General features: G+C 44.9%; 22 protein-coding genes and 2 pseudogenes. 7 read left to right on the forward strand and 17 right to left on the reverse strand.

Annotated features, from left to right (window positions below; translation table 11 throughout):
* The first annotated feature begins 137 nt into the window (after positions 1 to 137).
* A complete protein-coding gene (gene ansR / locus RAC86_RS14535) occupies positions 138 to 488 on the forward strand; it encodes an HTH-type transcriptional regulator AnsR (protein WP_014114278.1) in 351 nt (116 codons plus the stop codon).
* An 8-nt stretch (positions 489 to 496) separates the two neighbouring features.
* On the opposite strand, the gene RAC86_RS14540 is transcribed toward ansR, so the two are convergent.
* Both RAC86_RS14540 and nudF read right to left on the reverse strand, forming a co-directional pair.
* Entirely contained in the window at positions 497 to 1,660 is a 1,164-nt protein-coding gene (locus tag RAC86_RS14540; RefSeq protein ID WP_061187603.1) for a TIGR00375 family protein, read from the reverse strand.
* Positions 1,657 to 2,214, reverse strand: coding sequence for an ADP-ribose pyrophosphatase (nudF, locus tag RAC86_RS14545; protein WP_072566506.1), 558 nt, complete (start codon positions 2,212 to 2,214; stop codon positions 1,657 to 1,659). Before nudF ends, RAC86_RS14540 begins: the two co-directional genes overlap by 4 nt.
* A gap of 73 nt (positions 2,215 to 2,287) precedes the next feature.
* Between nudF and mciZ the strand changes: the two genes are divergently transcribed.
* Both mciZ and RAC86_RS14555 read left to right on the forward strand, forming a co-directional pair.
* Positions 2,288 to 2,410, forward strand: coding sequence for a Z-ring formation inhibitor MciZ (mciZ, locus tag RAC86_RS14550; protein WP_014114281.1), 123 nt, complete (start codon positions 2,288 to 2,290; stop codon positions 2,408 to 2,410).
* Positions 2,411 to 2,472: 62 nt separating this feature from the next.
* Entirely contained in the window at positions 2,473 to 3,393 is a 921-nt protein-coding gene (locus tag RAC86_RS14555) for an aldo/keto reductase (protein ID WP_072566507.1), read from the forward strand.
* Positions 3,394 to 3,424: 31 nt separating this feature from the next.
* Here the strand turns inward: RAC86_RS14555 and RAC86_RS14560 are convergent, their stop codons facing one another.
* Positions 3,425 to 3,649 (reverse strand): YqkE family protein, encoded by a 225-nt coding sequence (locus tag RAC86_RS14560; protein ID WP_061187820.1) that lies wholly within the window; start codon positions 3,647 to 3,649, stop codon positions 3,425 to 3,427.
* A 163-nt stretch (positions 3,650 to 3,812) separates the two neighbouring features.
* On the opposite strand from RAC86_RS14560, the gene RAC86_RS14565 reads away from it, so the two are divergent.
* Complete coding sequence (locus RAC86_RS14565) at positions 3,813 to 4,730, forward strand: alpha/beta hydrolase (RefSeq protein WP_072566508.1); 918 nt, start codon at positions 3,813 to 3,815, stop codon at positions 4,728 to 4,730.
* Positions 4,731 to 4,765: 35 nt separating this feature from the next.
* Here RAC86_RS14565 and ftsW read toward each other — a convergent pair whose 3' ends face one another.
* From ftsW to RAC86_RS14615, 10 genes and pseudogenes are all read right to left on the reverse strand, one after another.
* Positions 4,766 to 5,911 (reverse strand): putative lipid II flippase FtsW, encoded by a 1,146-nt coding sequence (ftsW, locus tag RAC86_RS14570; protein WP_072566509.1) that lies wholly within the window; start codon positions 5,909 to 5,911, stop codon positions 4,766 to 4,768.
* Positions 5,908 to 7,065: a rod shape-determining protein RodA gene (gene rodA / locus RAC86_RS14575; RefSeq protein WP_072566510.1), complete on the reverse strand. Its 1,158-nt coding sequence runs from the start codon at positions 7,063 to 7,065 to the stop codon at positions 5,908 to 5,910. Before rodA ends, ftsW begins: the two co-directional genes overlap by 4 nt.
* A gap of 15 nt (positions 7,066 to 7,080) precedes the next feature.
* Positions 7,081 to 7,725, reverse strand: coding sequence for a helix-turn-helix domain-containing protein (locus tag RAC86_RS14580; RefSeq protein ID WP_061187596.1), 645 nt, complete (start codon positions 7,723 to 7,725; stop codon positions 7,081 to 7,083).
* Between the two features lie 466 nt (positions 7,726 to 8,191).
* The gene (locus RAC86_RS14585) at positions 8,192 to 8,431 is read right to left on the reverse strand and encodes a YqkC family protein (RefSeq protein WP_003226554.1); all 240 of its coding nucleotides are present in this window, start codon (positions 8,429 to 8,431) and stop codon (positions 8,192 to 8,194) included.
* Positions 8,432 to 8,444: 13 nt separating this feature from the next.
* Positions 8,445 to 8,768 carry an iron-sulfur cluster biosynthesis family protein gene (locus tag RAC86_RS14590; protein WP_003226552.1) on the reverse strand — a complete coding sequence of 108 codons (324 nt, stop codon included), beginning with the start codon at positions 8,766 to 8,768 and terminating at the stop codon, positions 8,445 to 8,447.
* A complete protein-coding gene (locus RAC86_RS14595) occupies positions 8,765 to 9,796 on the reverse strand; it encodes a bifunctional GNAT family N-acetyltransferase/GrpB family protein (RefSeq protein ID WP_072566511.1) in 1,032 nt (343 codons plus the stop codon). The genes RAC86_RS14590 and RAC86_RS14595 overlap by 4 nt, the downstream gene beginning before the upstream one ends.
* Positions 9,789 to 10,134: pseudogene (locus RAC86_RS14600) on the reverse strand (antibiotic biosynthesis monooxygenase family protein). The gene RAC86_RS14595 and the pseudogene RAC86_RS14600 overlap by 8 nt, the downstream one beginning before the upstream one ends.
* 9 nt (positions 10,135 to 10,143) lie before the next feature.
* A complete protein-coding gene (locus RAC86_RS14605) occupies positions 10,144 to 10,614 on the reverse strand; it encodes a GNAT family N-acetyltransferase (RefSeq protein ID WP_072566513.1) in 471 nt (156 codons plus the stop codon).
* A 190-nt stretch (positions 10,615 to 10,804) separates the two neighbouring features.
* Positions 10,805 to 11,143, reverse strand: coding sequence for a YolD-like family protein (locus RAC86_RS14610; protein WP_014114291.1), 339 nt, complete (start codon positions 11,141 to 11,143; stop codon positions 10,805 to 10,807).
* The gene (locus RAC86_RS14615; RefSeq protein WP_072566514.1) at positions 11,140 to 12,378 is read right to left on the reverse strand and encodes a DNA polymerase IV; all 1,239 of its coding nucleotides are present in this window, start codon (positions 12,376 to 12,378) and stop codon (positions 11,140 to 11,142) included. The genes RAC86_RS14610 and RAC86_RS14615 overlap by 4 nt, the downstream gene beginning before the upstream one ends.
* A gap of 166 nt (positions 12,379 to 12,544) precedes the next feature.
* Here RAC86_RS14615 and RAC86_RS14620 point away from each other — a divergent pair, with 166 nt between their 5' ends.
* From RAC86_RS14620 to RAC86_RS14630, 3 genes are all read left to right on the forward strand, one after another.
* Positions 12,545 to 12,751 carry a YqzH family protein gene (locus tag RAC86_RS14620; protein WP_061187593.1) on the forward strand — a complete coding sequence of 69 codons (207 nt, stop codon included), beginning with the start codon at positions 12,545 to 12,547 and terminating at the stop codon, positions 12,749 to 12,751.
* Between the two features lie 531 nt (positions 12,752 to 13,282).
* The gene (locus RAC86_RS14625) at positions 13,283 to 14,515 is read left to right on the forward strand and encodes an MDR family MFS transporter (protein ID WP_072566515.1); all 1,233 of its coding nucleotides are present in this window, start codon (positions 13,283 to 13,285) and stop codon (positions 14,513 to 14,515) included.
* Between the two features lie 51 nt (positions 14,516 to 14,566).
* Complete coding sequence (locus RAC86_RS14630) at positions 14,567 to 14,725, forward strand: hypothetical protein (protein ID WP_165766225.1); 159 nt, start codon at positions 14,567 to 14,569, stop codon at positions 14,723 to 14,725.
* On the opposite strand, the gene RAC86_RS14635 is transcribed toward RAC86_RS14630, so the two are convergent.
* From RAC86_RS14635 to RAC86_RS14650, 4 genes and pseudogenes are all read right to left on the reverse strand, one after another.
* Positions 14,722 to 15,108 carry a VOC family protein gene (locus RAC86_RS14635; RefSeq protein WP_072566516.1) on the reverse strand — a complete coding sequence of 129 codons (387 nt, stop codon included), beginning with the start codon at positions 15,106 to 15,108 and terminating at the stop codon, positions 14,722 to 14,724. The genes RAC86_RS14630 and RAC86_RS14635 overlap by 4 nt on opposite strands.
* Before the next feature lie 4 nt (positions 15,109 to 15,112).
* Positions 15,113 to 16,072, reverse strand: a complete 960-nt coding sequence (gene coaA, locus RAC86_RS14640; RefSeq protein ID WP_014114300.1) for a type I pantothenate kinase — start codon at positions 16,070 to 16,072, stop codon at positions 15,113 to 15,115.
* 60 nt (positions 16,073 to 16,132) lie between these two features.
* Positions 16,133 to 17,489, reverse strand: a pseudogene (dsdA, locus tag RAC86_RS14645) (D-serine ammonia-lyase).
* Positions 17,490 to 17,567: 78 nt separating this feature from the next.
* Positions 17,568 to 18,347, reverse strand: a complete 780-nt coding sequence (locus RAC86_RS14650) for an SDR family NAD(P)-dependent oxidoreductase (protein WP_072566518.1) — start codon at positions 18,345 to 18,347, stop codon at positions 17,568 to 17,570.
* Position 18,348 lies beyond the last annotated feature (1 nt).

Raw genomic sequence — 18,348 nt, forward strand, 5'->3', positions numbered from 1 at the left:
CATTCGCTTTTCGCATACTTTTAATGCAATTATAGACACGGAAAATAAAATACGCAAGACATTATTATTCAATTCGCGTACACTTCCTAATACCTATATGATATAATCAGCTCAAGGTGAAAAAGGAGCGGAAGTTCATGAATCTAGATCGTTTAACTGAATTGAGAAAAAAGAAAAATTGGTCGCTTCAATATACAGCTGACCTTCTGGGTATCGCAAAAAGCACATATGCCGGCTACGAGTCAGGCTACCGCCGGCCTTCGCTTGAGGCACTTGCCATGCTGGCTGACCTCTTTGACACAACCTGCGATGAACTTTTGGGCCGCGAGAAACAAAAGCAGACTGCTCCTCAGACCATTGAATTGACCACGTGGAGCAGCCTTGACTTTAACATTTCTGTTGATGGCAAGCCGCTGAGTGAAGACGAAATCATCCAGCTGATCACCTTTATCCGGACAAAAAGAAAAGTACAGGAGGAACTTAGTTAATCTTTAACTCACCGTTTAACTTTCCCGTAGGTTCCTCCTCCTCCGGCTTTCAACTCCAGCTTTCCGGATCTCGCTTTTACAATAAGAGCCGCGGTTTTCGGCGGGACAACGCGAGCCAACTCTTCTTCTGCAGCCTCATGAAGAACAGCCATTTCTGTTCCGAAGGCTTTTTTTAGTTTGTCCAGCGTTTTCGGACCGACACCCGGAACAAATTGCAGCGGGATCTGATGAACATATCGCGGACGCGAGACGCGAACTTCAGTCTGATCACTCAATTCACGTAATCTTTCGCTGACTCCCTTAGTAAATCTGGCATTTCCGCAATTCGCGCACGCCGTTTCCCCGCTCACAGCAGGTTCTCCGCACGCTTCGCAAGCCGTCTGATAATATTTCCCCAATAGCGGGTCCAAGCCGTAATTTGCGGTAATTGTCCTTTCACCCTGCCCCCTTAATGCAAGAGCAAATTCAGTAAAATCAGCTGACTGTACATATAGTTCATTATATTCTCTGCCGATTTTGGCTAACGAATGTGCATCAGAATTTGTTAAAAAAGTATACTGATTCAACTCAGATACGTGTGAAGCCATGTCTGTATCACAGCTTAATCCGAGCTCCACCGCATCTATCATAGTGGGATCAAAAACCTCGGTTAAACTTGATTTAACCCCTTTTCCATATAAGCTTTTATGCGGTGTAAAGATATGGGCGGGGATAAACAGCCCGCCCATTTCCTTCACTTTTTTTTGCAGATTCAAGCCCGTTTCATAAATCCGTTGTGAGCTTAAGTGAATATTTTTCAGCCGCGCTGACAGCCAGTTTGAAAACAGCTTCATATCAGCCAGCGTCGGCATAAAGACGAGCACATGGATCGGCCCGCTGCAGGCTTCATCATAAATCTCCAGTTCGCTTCCTAATAAAAGAGTCGTGCTGCGATAACGAATCCCCCCGCCGTCAAGCTCGTGATATCTTCCAGATGAAATGCCTTCCTCAAGCTCTAGGATGACTTCCGGAGAATGACAGTCGATAATACCAAGAAGTTCAATTCCTTTATGTTCACTGGCTTCAACCAAAATTCGGTCTAGCGTTAGCGTTTTGGCGCCTGTTATTTTGACAGCCCTTCCTGTAAAGGTCCGGCCGATATGAATGTGCAAATCCGCGTAAATCTTCTTCATTTTTGTGCTTGGAGCGCTTCTTTCAGCTGAAGATACTGAATCGCATAGGCTGTTTTAGCATCATATACTTCACGCGACTCAACCAGCTTCAGCGCATCTTCAAGCGTCACCTCCATCACTTCAACAAACTCGTCCTCATCAAGCTCCCGTTTTTCTTCGAGTACAGAAAGCTCTTCAGCAAGAAACACGTGGACTATTTCATCAGCAAAGCCGGGCGATGTATAAAACGCAGTGATTTTTGTCAGTTTTTTCGCTGTATACCCCGTTTCCTCTTCAAGCTCCCGAAGTGCCGTGTACTCCGGCTCCTCCCCTTTTTCAAGCTTTCCGGCAGGAATTTCAACGATCGTCCGCTCAAGCGGCTTGCGGAATTGTTTCACCATGATGATTTTCCCTTCATCTGTGACAGCTAATATGGCTACAGCTCCAGGGTGTTTCACAATTTCACGTTTACTCGTTTTCCCGTTTGGCAGCTCAACGTCCTCTACATAAAGATCAATGACTTTACCTGAAAAGATCTGTTTTTTGGCAATTGTTTTTTCTTCTAATGATTTCATTTCTTCATCTCCCGTTCTGTCTCTATATGATGCCCCATACATTTTATCATACTAGAAAAAAGGGGGCTTCTTCGTGAAAGTGCACCGCATGCCAAAAGGTGTTGTCTTAGTCGGAAAAGCATGGGAGATTCGGGCGAAGTTAAAGGAGTACGGACGCACATTCCAATATGTGAAGGATTGGGTCTCTAAGCCGTAAAAGTTGAAACTTTAGCTCCTTTATATTACGGTCAATACAAAGCCTAAAAAAGGAGTGTGCACATGAAAAAGCGCAAACTGGGTACATCTGATTTAGAAATAAGCGAAGTCGGGCTCGGCTGTATGTCTCTTGGAACTGAAAAAAACAAAGCCTTGTCCATCCTGGATGAAGCGATCGAGCTTGGCATCAACTATTTGGACACAGCGGATTTGTATGACCGCGGACGCAACGAAGAAATCGTCGGTGATGCGATCCAAAACAGACGCCAAGATATTATTTTGGCAACGAAAGCGGGAAACCGCTGGAATGACGAAAGCGAAGGCTGGTATTGGGACCCTTCAAAAGCTTACATAAAAGAAGCCGTAAAAAAGAGTCTTGCACGGCTGAAAACGGATTATATCGACCTTTATCAGCTTCACGGCGGCACGATAGAGGACAACATTGATGAAACGATCGAAGCGTTTGAGGAATTAAAACAAGAAGGTGTGATCCGTTACTACGGTATTTCTTCCATCCGCCCAAATGTGATAAAAGAATATGTGAAAAAATCAAACATCGTCAGTATTATGATGCAGTTCAGCCTGTTTGACAGACGCCCCGAGGAATGGCTTCCGTTTTTAGAGGAACATCAAATCAGCGTAGTCGCCAGAGGTCCGGTTGCCAAAGGGCTCTTAACTGAAAAACCGCTTAAACAAGTGGCGGACAGCATCAAACAAAACGGGTACTTATCCTATTCGTTTGAGGAATTGACAAATGCCCGCAAAGCGATCGAGAATGTCGCGCCCGATCTGTCCGTGACAGAAAAGTCGCTGCAATATCTGTTAGCACAACCGGCTGTCACCTCAGTCATTACAGGCGCCAGTAAGATTGAGCAGTTACGGGAAAACGTTCAGGCTGCAAACGCACGGCGTTTAAGCGAAGAAGAAATCAAAGCGCTCCAATCTCATACGAAACAAGACGTTTACGAAGCACACCGCTCATAACAGAAAAACCAGCACCCATACAGGTGCTGGTTTATTTATATTGATGCCAATCTATTTGGCTTTCATTAAGGAGCTCTTCAAAGCTTTTGTTTTTTTCAATCTCTTTTTTCTTTCTGATCTGTTCTGCTTTTTCTCTTTCTTGCCTCTTTTCATCCTCTTCCTTCAATTGGCTCTTCATCTCCATAAGCTTTGCTTTGATGTCGGATTGAAGGTCGTCTTTTAACTGATGTTTGTCAGTGGATTTTTGTTTTTTCATGTACGCTTCCCCCATGTTTTACTTTGAAGCCAGTTTATCACGGAGCATATAGACCGAACAAGCGGACTCTCTTCTGAAAACTTTTTTGATCAGCACAGCACTGTTTAGGTATAATGATTTCAAGTATAAATTTCCTGTATTTAGTTGAAAGGTGCTGTGACTTTTGAAGAAAATCCTTTTGGCCATTGGCGCTCTCTTAACCGCTGTTATCGCAATCGGAATTGTTTTTTCAAATATCATTCTCTTTATCAAGAAAAAGACAGATGAAGACATTATCAAAAGAGAGACAGACGACGGACATGATGTGTTTGAATCCTTTGAACGAATGAAGAAAACCGCTTTTGTAATACCATCCGCTTACGGGTATGATATAAAAGGCTACCATGTCGCACCACATGACACACCAAACACCATCATTATCTGCCACGGGGTGACGATGAATGTGCTGAATTCTCTTAAATATATGCATTTATTTCTTGATCTCGGCTGGAATGTGATTGTTTATGACCATCGCCGACACGGACAAAGCGGCGGAAAGACGACTAGCTACGGGTTTTATGAAAAGGATGATCTCAGCGAGGTTGTCAGCTGGGCCAAGAATAAAACAGGCCATCGCGGATTGATTGGAGTTCACGGTGAATCAATGGGAGCTGCGACTGCCCTGCTTTACGCTGGTGAACACCATGATGATGGCGCTGATTTTTATATTGCCGATTGCCCCTTCGCACGTTTTGATGAACAGCTTGCCTATCGGCTAAAAACGGAATACAGGCTCCCGTCTTGGCCGCTGCTCCCCATCGCCGACTTCTTTTTGAAGCTGAGGGGCGGCTATCGCGCACGCGAAGTATCTCCGCTTGCTGTCATTGAAAAAATCAAAAAACCGATCCTCTTTATTCACAGTAAGGATGATGACTATATTCCCGTTTCTTCAACCGAGCGGCTTTATGAAAAGAAACCCGGACCGAAGGCACTGTATATTGCCGATAACGGTGAACACGCCATGTCGTATACGAAAAACCGGGACACATACCGAAAAACGGTGCAGGAATTTTTAGACAAAATAAAAATGCCCAAGTCTTAGGCCCTACCTAGTTTTTCAACAAAAAATGAGGCCTTCTATAAAAGATAGGCCTCACTTTTTTTACTTCGCTTAACGTGTGAGGAGATGTTGACCAATATCCCGGCTGAAATCAGCATGAACATTAACGAAGAACCGCCATAACTGACAAACGGAAGAGGAATTCCGGTAATAGGGAGAAGGCCTAAAACAGCGCCAAGGTTAAATAACGCTTGAATCATGATCTGGAAGGTAAGGCCGATCGCCAGCAGCTTTCCAAACGGATCATTGATTTGCACAGCGATCCGCACGCCTCTGAACATCATTAACAGGTAAGCCCCGATGATCATCAAGAGCCCGGCCCCGCCGAGTTCCTCGGTAATGACCGCCATAATAAAGTCCGTATGGGCTTCAGGAAGAAATCCCAGCTTTTGAACGCTGTTCCCCAATCCATTTCCCCAGAACCCGCCCGAATCGATGGCAAGGTAGGAATTGATTAACTGGTAGCCGTCTCCGTTTTCATCCTGAAAAGGATCCCTGAACGATGTCAGCCTTCTTAACCGGTACGGCGCCGTCATAGCAAAATATGCGATGCCGGCCCCGGCCATTGTCCCGAGAAGCAATAAATGCCGTTTTCTGATGCCGGCGCACAGCAGAACAGCTCCGCAGCTTAATAGGATCGAAACGGCGGTGCCCAAGTCCGGCTGTTTTAAGATTAGAAAGAACACGGCCGCCAAAATGAGCAGCGGGGGCATGACGCCCTTTCCGAAATTGGCAATGTATCTCTGCTTTTTTGCATACACGTAAGCAAAATAAATAACCATCACAAGCTTCACGGCCTCAGACGGCTGAATGATGAGCGAACCGAAATGAATCCACCTTTGAGAATTGTTTTTCTCCACCCCAATCCCCGGCAACAAAACGAGAATCAGCATCAAAAAAGAAAGCTTCACTAAAAACCGGATGAGTTTGCCGTAAGCTTTGTAATGGAAAAAGACGGCAGCCGAAAAAAAGGTCAAACCGATGAGCAGCCATTGCAGCTGCTTCACAAAAAAATAGCTGCCATTACCGTACTTTATATATCCGAGGGGGTAGCCGGCGCTGTAAACCATCAGCAAACCAAGCGAAGATAAAAACAGAACCGATGCGATCAAAACATAATCAAGCTTTTTTAGATGGGAAAGAATCACCCTAAGCACCTTCAATCCCACCCCCAGCCGAACATATACTGCTTAGATCTGATATTCACACTGAAAACGAGACCTAAAGCAATCATATTGGTCAACAGCGCACTGCCGCCATAGCTGATAAACGGAAGAGCGAGCCCTGTCACCGGCATTAATCCGATTGTCATCCCAATATTTTGAAACACTTGGAATATAATTAAACCTGCAACCCCCGCAGATATATAAACACCGAACAGACTGTTGGATCGCATTGCAATCCTAATAATTCTGTAGATCATCAGAAAATACAGACAGATTAATGTTACGGCACCCAAAAAACCGAACTCTTCACCAATCACAGCGAATATAAAATCGGTATGAGCCTCCGGAATTTTCCCTCCTTGAACTTGGACTCCATGGGTAAAGCCGCTTCCTGTCAGCTGACCCGATCCTATCGCCAATAACGACTGCGTCAGCTGGTATCCATATGTAGATGCATGTTCATGAGGGCTGAGCCAGCCGTATATCCTGTCAAGCTGATGAGGTTTAATGATCTTTGAAAACATCTCAAAGTAATAATTGTGCAAAAACGTCAAAAAGGCGATTAATGCTATGAATCCAAGTGACAGGGACATGATCATTCTGCCCGAAATCCCCGAGACCAGCATTAACGTGAATGCAATCGACAAAATCACCAATGCAGAGCCTAAATCAGGCTGAATCAATATGAAGAAAAACGGAATCATTGTGTACACCATGATTTTACAAGTCGGAATGATACTCTCTGTGAAGGAGAACCTTTTATGCTGATATTGATTGAGCACCGAAGCCAACAGAAGAATCAAAATAATCTTCATAAATTCTGTAGGCTGGATTTCTAACACCCCGAAGCTTATCCACCTTTGTGAACCATTTTTATACGTTCCAAAAAAATGAACGAGAATGAGGAGAAAAACAGTTCCTACAAATAACCTGAGCGCCAATCGTTCGAGCAGCTCGTAATCGATATAAGCTGTTCCTGCCATTATGCCAAACCCGACAAGATACCAAATGACCTGCCGTTTGGCAAAATAAAAAGGGTCCTGTGTTTCATACTGCCCCGATCCGCTGTAAACAGCCAGTAAACTGATACAAAACAGACTAAATAAAATGAGCAGAAGACTGATGTCAATGTTGGTTTGTTTTTGTTTCATCTTTAACATGCTCCATTATGATTTAGGTGACAATTGGTTGAAGACGAGTTGAATCGCTGCGGCGTCATCGATATAGCCAATCGGAAAAATATAATCCGGTATAACATCAACAGGAGCAATGAAATACAGCAAAGCACCGCCTATCAGCAGCATTTCACGCGGCGTCCCGCGACCCGTAGTAAATCTGAAATACATGTCTTGCAAACGGGTCAGGAAAGGACCGATGCCGCTGACTTTCTCGACTTTATGTTCAAACTCGTCCTGAATCGTACGTTTCCCTTCCTCTGTCTGAGAATATTGCTGGTACTCAGTCAATTTGCTTTTCAGCTCTTCCATCGTAAAAGACCGGTCATAGACATTTGAGGTTTGCAAAACGTCTTCAATTTCGTCAATTGATGAGTGAATATCCGGACGGTCGTTGTCCTGCTTCTTCTCCATTGTATAGCCTGCAGCCGTCATCAGCTCATCAAAAGAAACGCCAAGACTGTCTGAAAACCTTTGTAAATGGTTCAGGTTTGCTTTTCTTTTGCCATTGATGATTCTCGAAATGGTCGCTTTATCAATTTGTGTGCGTTCGCTCAATTCCCTTAATGATAAAGACCTTTTTCGTAAATGCTCTTTCAGCAGCGCTCCTAGCTGATTTTTCTTTTGTTCCTCCACAATCCTGTTCTCCTTTCACACTAAAAACTTATCAATCTATCAGCCTAAAGACTAAGACGGTATAATGATATAGAAGTGTTGTCATAATGTCAACGAATAACCATAACAGCCCGTAACACTTAGTGTTTCCCACTATGAAGTTGTTGACAATTAAACAAAAAAGAGTGAGCCATAACTCTCACTCCTTCCTCTATAACGTCAAAACCCTCTTAGTTTTTTACGACACTCCAATGATTTTTCTTCTTTTGGCAGAGTGCCCATGAACATATGGATGTGGCTTTGCACGCTGTTACTTCGATAATCTCGATAACTTTTCTTTCACAACTCCTACGGCAGATATTTTGGTTGGCTAAGCAAACATCGCTAGCACCACGCTGGAAGCTACTCGGAACCTTAGACCTAGCCCGGGGTTTTCTGTCCATAATAAAAAAGCGAAAGGCCTCTTCGGGCTCTTCGCTTTTTTATTTCACAAAACGTCGGTAATGCCATCCATATTTTCTCTGATCCATTCAATCGCAAGATCTATCGTTGTAAACTCCTGCGTTTCGAATGTCATTTCATCCTGCAATAGCCAAACATCTTTTTTGACGGATTCTGCTCCTCCAATTGACCAGTGGAGCAAAGTATAGGGATGGTTTTGATTTAGGAAGGATACCCACGTTTTATTTTGTGCTGTGTTCTTCATTGCCTTCAGCTTTTGTTCCACGTTTCGTGTCTCCCTACTTTACTAATATGCTCATTCTGGGGCTGAGCATTTCAGCTGGGCTTTTCAGCGCCAGTGTTTTGGCTTTTTCATTGTAATCGATCGTCATTTGATCGTCAAAAAACACTTTCTGCGATGATTGGATATACAGCGGGATGCCATTCGTTTCCAGCTGCTCGCACTGTCCCGTTAATTCTTCAGCCAGCCAGATTGTCGGTACACCGCTTACCGCACAGCCGCATCCTTCTGCATCGTAACGAAGCTGGGCTTTTTTTCCCGGGTTGGCGTCAAACGCCTGCTGCAGTGCCTGTTTTGCTGCATCTGTCACATGTATGTTCATAAGGTGAGACCCCCGTTTTCATCATTTTCGCAATTGTAGCATACAACGCTTCCATTCGCATTGTTTCTGCCTTCTTTCCATCGCTTTGCATTTTCTTCTGCAGTCTTGATCCAATCATCTTTCCCTTGTATGTATAGATTGATGCAGTCCGGATGCTGGGCAGCTAGCTGTTTTTTGAGAACGGCATATTCTTCCGCTATTTCTGGATGAGCTCTGAGATAATCTCTGAATAACAGGTGCCTTTCAATAGCAGGGTTTCCCTTTTCGTACATATGGACATGATGAGTGCGTTTATTTCCGCCCTTTTGGAAATAACGTCTGCCAGCTATGCCGTTTTCTCCTCTCGGTGTATAGCCGATAGCCTTCATTTGTGTATCATATTGGCTCACCGCTTCAATGCTTCTGACTTCAATTAATATATCAATGATTGGCTTTGCTGCCATGTTAGGGATTGATGTGCTTCCGATATGATGAACAGCAATGATCTCCGGTCCGAACACAAGCTTCAGCCGTTCTTTTTCTTCATCGAAACATTCCGTCCATTTTTCATTGTAGAGAACGACTTCAACTTTTCGTTCCGGATACAAATGAAAGACAGACAGCAATAGACCCTCCGCGGCTTTGACGGTTTCTGCCTTTTGAAATCCCGCCTGTGTATAGAGCGATACGGCCGGTGTATTTTTCTCAGCTGTGACTACTTCGATTTTCTCAGCGTCTTCGTTTTGATCGATGACAAATTGCAGAAGTGCTCGTCCAATCCCTTTTCTGAAACCGCTAGGATGCACCACAAGCCTGCAAATGGTGAGATGATGCATGTTTATCTCATATGAAATGACACCGATCAGTTTGCCGTCTTTCCGATATCCCGCAAACTGTTCATGAGATGCTTGAATATCCTTCGGCTTCTCTTGTAAGGCAGGAATACCGTCAAAACCGATAAGCTCCGCTTCTTTTATGTACGCGGGCTGCTGCACGGCAATAATCTCACGCGCTGTGATGTCTCCCTTATGCTCAAGAAATTCAATCATTTCTCTTCTCCTGAAAACAGCCGCTGCCTCTCGACTTTTGCGATGCGGACTGCATACAACTCGTACCAAACGCTTTTTCCTTTTTCTTTTGCCGCTTGATGTTCATTGTGATGCTTCCAGTGGTTAATGGCGTCGATACTGTCCCAGTAGGAAACAGTTATGCCCCTTCCATCCGCTTCACGAACACTTTCGACGCCTAAAAATCCCGGCTGATCCGCCGCAAGCGATACCATCCGCTCCGCTGTTTCTCCATATCCTATGTCATTTTCGCTTTTGACAGATGAAAAAATGACTGCATAGTAAGGTGGCTCAGGTGTTTTTGATAAAAAATCCATCATATTTCCTCCTCATATGTTTTTGACAAACAGTACCTTATCTTGGCCCGGGCCATCGTAGTTTGCAAACACTGAGATGCCATTTACCGTTTTGGTGCCCTTTTCAATGTCAAATCCCAATTTTGTGTGATACGCAATTGATACCTTATTCACAGGTGAAGTGACGCATTTTACCCGGGTGCAGCCTCTTTGTTTTACCGTTTCAATAAAGATATCGTATAATTGTTTTCCAATTTGCATTTTTCTGAAATCCGGATGCACACCGGAAAAATGGATGTATGCCGTTTCAGGATCCGATTGCGATTGAAACCCGATTAAAAATCCGGTCATGCTGTTATCTTCAGATGTAATAAAGCTTGTGTCCTGAAAATGCTCAAAAAATAGTCTCGGCAATTTTTCTTTCAGCTGTCTGCCGCCCCACCATTCATTCATTACAGACGTTACCATTTCATAATCTGAAGACGTGATTGTTCGAATATCCATTACGATTTGATCTCCCTCCGTCTGGCAAAACGAATGTCAGCTCTTTTTTTCTCACAATATAAAAATTATATTTTGCCTGACTGGAATTGTAAATGCCTTCTTTCCTGTATCATACGTTTCCAGATTGCCGAGGGAACAATGTTTGGTATTTTTACACATATTTCTCCCCCCAATGCAGGAGGGAGAAACGTTACAGCACAATATCAAGCACCTGATTAAGTTTCAGCTTATAAAGCTGATCCTCGTCTCCTTTTATCCATACTGTTTTTTCAAACTCTTCATAACGGCAGATTTTCCCGGTGCAGCGGACAATTTCACCGTCCTGAAAGCAGCTGACAGTGACATTCTGAGCAAACTCCATCGCGGTGCAAAGCGTTTGATTCATTTCCTCCAGCTTATCAGGATCAAGGATCGGCTTTTGCAGCTTCTGTTTATGGCGCTTTCTCTCAAGCAGGCTTTGTTTATGTTCCGGCAGAAACATCCTGCTCCCTTCCCACAGCAGGTTGCCTCTTTTTAAATGGTCATTCATTTATAGTGCCCTCCTATTTTAGCCGCACGTTCAAATGCCTGGCCTGCCGCTGTCAGTGACGCCGCCCTGATGATGGCTGTGTCGCCGAACCGGTTTTTAATGCCGTCCATCACATAGCCAAGGCTCATTTTCTTTGCATAATCCTGAAATAAATTGAGCTGCCATATGTCATCAGATGAGAGCTGAGACAGATTGACCCCGAGGCGGCGGACAGGCTTCCCGTCCCAAAACGTAAGAAACAGCCGGCATACAGCCTCATATACATCCTGGGTAGAATTCGTCGGCTCCGCCAGCTTCACTTGCCGGTTGAAGCCCGTTGGCCAATCAAAATCAGCACCCCGGCAGCTCACTGACACCGTCTGCCCCATTACCCCAGCGTTTCGGCTTCGCCTGCACACCTCTTCACTCAGTTCCAGCAGCACGACTTTGATTTCTTTGTCAAAGTGTTCGTAGTCTTTCGGGAGAGTCATTCCATGGCCAATCGCCTTTTGTCCGTCCAGAGATGAAGTTGACACAGGAGAATAGTCGATCCCGTTCGCCGTCATCCACAGCACATGGCCGTTAATGCCCCATTTCTTTTTTAAAAGATCGAGCGGAAAAGCCGCAAGCCCGCCGATCGTGCTGATGCCCATCCGGTTTAAATGATGCTTCATGCGGCTCCCAACGCCAAACATGCTGCCCACCGGAAGCGGCCACATTTCGGTTTTCATATTTTCTTTCGTTAAGGTAAAAATACCGTTCTTATTCTTTTTGGCAAAATTGTCGCACGCGATTTTGGCTAGCGCTTTATTAGGACCGATTCCGACCCGCGCATAAATGCCGATCTCCCGCATGATTCTGCCCTGAATGCTGTTTGCGATCTCTTCCGGCGTCCCAAACAGCTTCTGGCTGCCTGTAATGTCCATGAACTGTTCATCGATGGAATACGGCTCTACAAGGTCTGTATACTCCTCTAAAATGGCCGTAATTTGCAGTGATACATCAATATACCGCTGCATACGGGGCCGGAGCACAACAGCTTCAGGGCACTTTTCCTGCGCCTCCCACAGCCGTGAAGCATTCGCCACACCCTTTTGTTTCGCCAGCGGGCAGGCAGCCAATACGACTCCGCCCCTTTTTTCAGGGTCACCCGAAACAATGACAGGCCTATTTTTCAAATGTGGATTTTCCGCTTTCTCTACAGATGCATAAAACGATTGCATGTCAACGAGAAAAATCACTTTTTCTTTCATCATACACACCTCTAAAAAGAACTTATGTTCGTTTTTCTATTATATGAGAAAGTATGTTCGTTTTATACTGGTAAATCATTCTTGTCTGACAGAAAATATGATCCAAGGGTTTGAGAGAAGAAAAACATTTAGTAGAATAAAAGCGAAGCACAAAGATAGGAGAGTCATGATGGAGAAATTTGTCGAAAAAATGATGGGACAGGCACTGCGTCAATACGGCAGAAATGTTGCCATAGATCCGTTAAGCCCATATGAAAAACAAAGCCTGAAAGCAGCCTTAGAAGAGAGACGGGATGAAGAACCCGATGAGGATCTGCATGCGCATATAGAAGATATCATTTATGACTATGTCACAAACCAAGGGCTGTTCTCTTAAACGCAGGCCATAAAAAAAGAAACGTACAGCCCCTCAAAACTGTCTATTCTCAAGCGTGTCATCATTTAGAAGAGACACGGCCCCTTCTGCTGTTCTGCGGCTAATGTCGGCTTTCAGTGTAAATTTTGACCTCATGTCCGGCATCACAGAGCATTTCCGAAACTTGATCCACATCCTGATGGGTTAAATCACTGCCTGTAATGTTTCAAACGGACTTCCGTTTGCTTCCATGTTCTGCCGAATCGCTTTAAAACGCCCGGCATTCAAGCATCAATTAATATTGTGCTTTCACCACAGACATAAGCGCCGGACATATCGTCATTTTCCTTCCCGAATGCTTTAACCTCAATTTCAACGATGTAAACTCCGTCAGCCCCGGGTATCCTCCACACATGGTATATTGCAATCCTACAATCAGACATGTTTTGTAGTAAATGTCAATAACGAAATATTTTGAATTCCCCATTGGAGAAGGAAATTTTTTCATATATGATAGAAAAAGATTCTTACATACAGGAGAGAATACGATTCATGAAGAAATGGAAAGATATCCACCCCATCAGCTGGACAATTATCATCGGAACCATTTTCGGCAGAATGGCAACATCGATGAGCATTCCTTTTTTAGCGATTTATTTAACAGCCGTCCAAGGCGCATCTGCTTCCTATGCAGGGCTGGTCATCGCCGCAAGCTCATCAGTCGGCATCCTTGCAAGCTTTTACGGCGGATATATCTCAGACAAATTCGGCAGAAAAAACATGATGCTCGTGTCCATTTTCGGCTGGATGCTGGTATTTGCAGGATTTGCGGCGGCATCTCATCTCTGGGTATTTTTTGTGGTAAACGCATTAAACGGACTTTGCAAATCACTGTTCGAGCCCGCTTCAAAGGCCTTGCTGTCTGATATGACCGAAGAAAAAACGAGACTGCTTGTTTTTAATTTACGCTATGCAGCTATTAATATCGGCGTTGTCTTCGGACCGGTGCTCGGCCTGTATTTCGGCTCATCGCAATCGACCGCACCCTTTTTGGTGCCTGCAGTCATTTACGGACTATACGGACTCGTGCTTGCCATCCAATTTAAAAAACATCCATCATCGTCAGCATCAGACCAACCCCGAAATATGAGCGTGCGGGAAGCGTTTATGGTGACGCAAAAGGATCATCTTTTTACAATTGCTTTGGTCGGCATTACGCTATGCACCTTCGGCTACTCACAATTCAGTTCCACATTCCCGCAGTATATGGCGCAGAACCCCTTGATCAGCAATGGAACGAAGCTGTATGGGTTGATGCTGACATTAAACGCAATCGTTGTGTTGGCGACGCAATTTCCCATCGTCCATTTTGCAAAACGTTTTTCGCCGCTTTGCTCCCTGATGCTCGGTAATGTGATGGTTAGTATCAGCATGGCCATTTTCACCATATCACACGGTGTTTCGTCACTTGTGATGATTGTGGTCACATTTACAATCGGCGAAGTGCTTTTATTCTCTATGATGGATTTGTTTGTAGACCAGATTGCAAAACCAGGATTAAAAGGCACTTATTTCGGGGCAATCGGTTTTTCACAGCTCGGAAACGTCATCGGCCCCTGGATCGGGGGTATATGTATAGACCTATTTGGCGCTGGCCGGCCGATTTTTATTTTTTCTGTTCTGAGCGGCATCACCCTGCTCGGCCTGCCATTTTTAGCGTTCGCCTATCGGCAGATGAAAATGGACATCACAAAACACCAAACCAGGCTGGAAAAGCCGCTTTAAATAAAAAAACGGGAGAGAATCAATCTCTCCCGCAACAATGAGGTGATGAACATGAATATAGGCGATATGATGTTTCAGCTTTTCGTATTTATTATGTTTGCCGCTGTCATCTTTGCAGCTGTTACAAGCTTCAAGTATGCGAAGAACCGAAAAGCGCAGCTGGACCGCATTGAGAAAAAGCTTAACAGCCTATCCGAAGATCACGATTAACCGCTTGGAGCAACGAGCTCTACCTTAATCCGGTCCGGATCCTCACAATAGACTGCATAATGCCCGTCTCCTCCGGCAAAAGGATGCCGATCTCGGTACAACACACGATAACCTTTTGCCATCAATTTTTCGGTCATCAGGTCGACTTGAAGCTTGGATTCAGCATGAAATGCGAGATGGTTCAGCCCAACACGGCATCTGTGGTATTCCGGCTCTAGAAACTGCTCTTTCGCCGGCACAATCACAAGGTAAAAACAATCTTTCTTCCAACTGATGCCTGAGCTCCATTTTTGATACTCTTTATAGCCAAGTTCTTTTAGGAACCATCCCCAAAATCGTCGAGACGCTTCCAAATCAGAAACATACAGTTCAATATGATGCACGATATTATACCCGCCTTACCAGCACTTCTTCAACCTTATGCCCGTCTCCCTTACGCAAAATGAGATCTGACCTGAATTTAGTCGGCAAAATATTTTCATATAAATTCGGCCGGTTGACACTCTCCCAAATCGATGCTGCCATTTCGTCAGCCTCCTGATCAGACAAGTCTTTAAATTTATGAAAATAAGAATCGGGATTTTGAAAAGCTGTTTCCCGAAGCAGACGAAAACGCTCTAAATACCAAGTGAAAATCCGGCTTTCGTCCGCATCCACATAAATCGAAAAATCAAAGAAATCGGAAACAAAAATACGCGGATTTTTCCGGTCATCCTCCAGGGTGGGCGACTGAAGAACATTAATGCCTTCAATAATCACAATATCGGCCTGTTCTACAACCTCGAACACACCTTCCTCGCGGTCATAGGTGAGATGGGAATACACCGGGGCCTTTACGCTGTCTTTTCCTGATTTTAAGTCATTCAAAAATTCGAGCAGCGCCTTTACGTCATAGCTTTCAGGAAACCCTTTTCGTGACATCATATTTTTCTTTTTCAGCTCGGCTGTAGGAAATAAAAAACCATCTGTCGTGATAAGGCTCACTTTAGGGCGATCCGGCAAACGCGAAAGCAGCTTCTGCAATATCCGCGCTGTCGTGCTTTTTCCGACTGCCACACTGCCGGCGATGCCGATAATAAACGGAATTTTGGCTGAATGAGGGTGCTTTAAAAAAACATTGACATGCTTATTGCGTTCGGCTGCAGACTTAACATGCAAATGAAGCAGGCGAACAAGCGGAATATAAATCGTTTCCACTTCTTCAACAGATAGATAATCATTCAGCCCTTCCACGGCTTTTGCCTCTTCTTCAGAAACAGCAATCGACAAATGTCCCCCAAAGCCAGACCAAGACTCACGATTGTGTTTTGTATATAAAGTATGTAAATTAAGCTCTTTATTTTTCACTGTTTACACCTGACTCTCTGAAGGTTAAAACCCTTACAAAGATTGTAACGGAAAACCCTTTCACTGTCTGCTTATTTTTTCATTTCGTTTTCAGCAAATCTGCACCAATTCGGTTATACGCAGCAATTTCTTCTTTTGGAACCATGCTTCCTCCCGTTCCCCAGACGACATGTACAGCATGTTCCATCTTATGTTTCTGACTATAGCGTCTTCCTTCTTCAGTCGAAAAGAGCCGAATCGGTCCAAACATGCCGGCAAGAGCAGAGGGCTCTAAATATTTACTTTCAGAGACAGCCAGCATATGAAGCAAGGCATAAAGCGTATCGTCCTCTACGGTATAACAGCCGCTCAGCAGCGGTTCAATCAGCTTACCGACAAACCCTGACGGCCTCCCTACGGCAAGCCCGTCAGCAGCCGTCCGATTATCCAGGCCGATATCCTGGACAGAAATCTGCTCATGGAGTCCGGAATAAAGCCCTAACAGCATACATGGTGAATGAGTCGGTTCGCCGAAAAACACATGAACATGGTCTCCATATAAAAGCTTCAGCCCAAATGCCACACCGCCCGGCCCTCCGCCGACACCGCACGGCAGGTACACAAACAGCGGCGTTTCAGGTCCTGGCTGTATTTCCATACAGTCGAGCTGCGTTTTTAAACGGCTGGCGGCAACAGCATATCCTAGAAACAGCTGACGGGAGTGTTCATCATCAATGAAATAACAGAATGGATCTTGTTCCGCCTGCCGTCTCCCTTCTTTCACCGCTTCACTGTAATCTGATTCATACTCCATGACAGTGACACCCTTTTGGCGAAGGAGATCCTTTTTCCACTGCTTAGCATCGGCGGACATATGCACTGTCACGCGAAATCCGAGTGCTGCACCGATGATGCCGATGCTTAATCCAAGATTTCCTGTCGAACCGACAGCAATCGAATAGCGGGAGAAAAACGCGGCAAATCGGTCTTCCTGTAACATGCTGTAATCATCGGATTCCTGTAGCATTCCTTCTTGAAGCGCCAGCTTTTCAGCATGCTTTAATACTTCATAAATCCCGCCCCGCGCTTTAATCGATCCTGAAATCGGAAGCTCATGGTCGCACTTTAAAAGCCACCTTCCCGGAAATGGCTGCTGATATTGCGCTTCCAGCTTTTCCTTCATATGCTGCATTTCAAAAAGCGGAGACTCGATCATTCCTTTGGCATCTTTCGTCTCAGGAAACACCTCGGCAATGTAAGGAGCAAACCGCCGCAGCCTTTTTTCTGCCTCCGCTATCTCGCTTTCCCACTCATCTGCAGGGAATAACGAACCCTCTTTCTTGCCCGGATTTGCCCAGAATACAGGCTCTGCATCAATCAGTTTCTGAATAAACGGATCTTTGAGCAGAACATGAAGGGCTTCTTGATTGATTGACATTCAATGATTTCTCCCTTCCTCTACAAAAAACTGCCTGTGATCATGCCAACAAGCTTCTCACCACAGGCAGTTCCATCGTTATTTTTTCATAAGCACGCGTCCTGCCAGCTTTTCAACGAGAGCCGGAAACAGCTGATACAGCTTCGTGCCGGCATTCATTAAACGCGGAAGATTGATCTCCCGTTTGTTCGTGAAAATAGCGGCTGTAATTTGAGCTGCCACATCATCAGGATCAAGCATCCAGCGGCCGACATTTTTGACATAGTCCCCGCCTTTATCAGCAATGGAAAAAAAGTCCGTCTGAATCGGTCCCGGATTGACTGTTGTCACATGAATGCCGGTTCCCGCCAGCTCCATCCGTAAAGCATTTGAGTAGCCGAGCACGGCATGTTTTGTCGCGGAATAAAGGCTCGACTTCGGTGTTGCAATTTTCCCCGCTTGAGAAGCGATATTGATGATATGGCCCTTTTTTTGCTCAAGCATTTGCGGAAGCACCGCTTTTGTACAGGCGATCAAGCCGAAGACATTCACATCAAACATCGCTTTCATGTCATCTAGTGTCGAGTCTAAAACCGTTTCAAATATACCGAAGCCCGCATTGTTGATCAGTACATCAACCGAGCCAATCTGATCGCGTACACGGGCGATATCCTCTAGGCGGCCGACATCCAGAGGAAAAATCTCACACTGTCCGCTCCATTCCTCGGTTATTTTCCTCTTTATTGCAATCAAACGATCCTCACGTCTTGCCGACAGCAGGACATGGGCTCCTTCAGCTGCGCATAAATATGCGATTCTTTCACCGAGTCCTCCTGAAGCGCCGGTTATCCAAATTCGCTTTCCCGCTATATGTTTCACC

It is taken from the genome of Bacillus sp. LR_5, assembly GCF_042709275.1.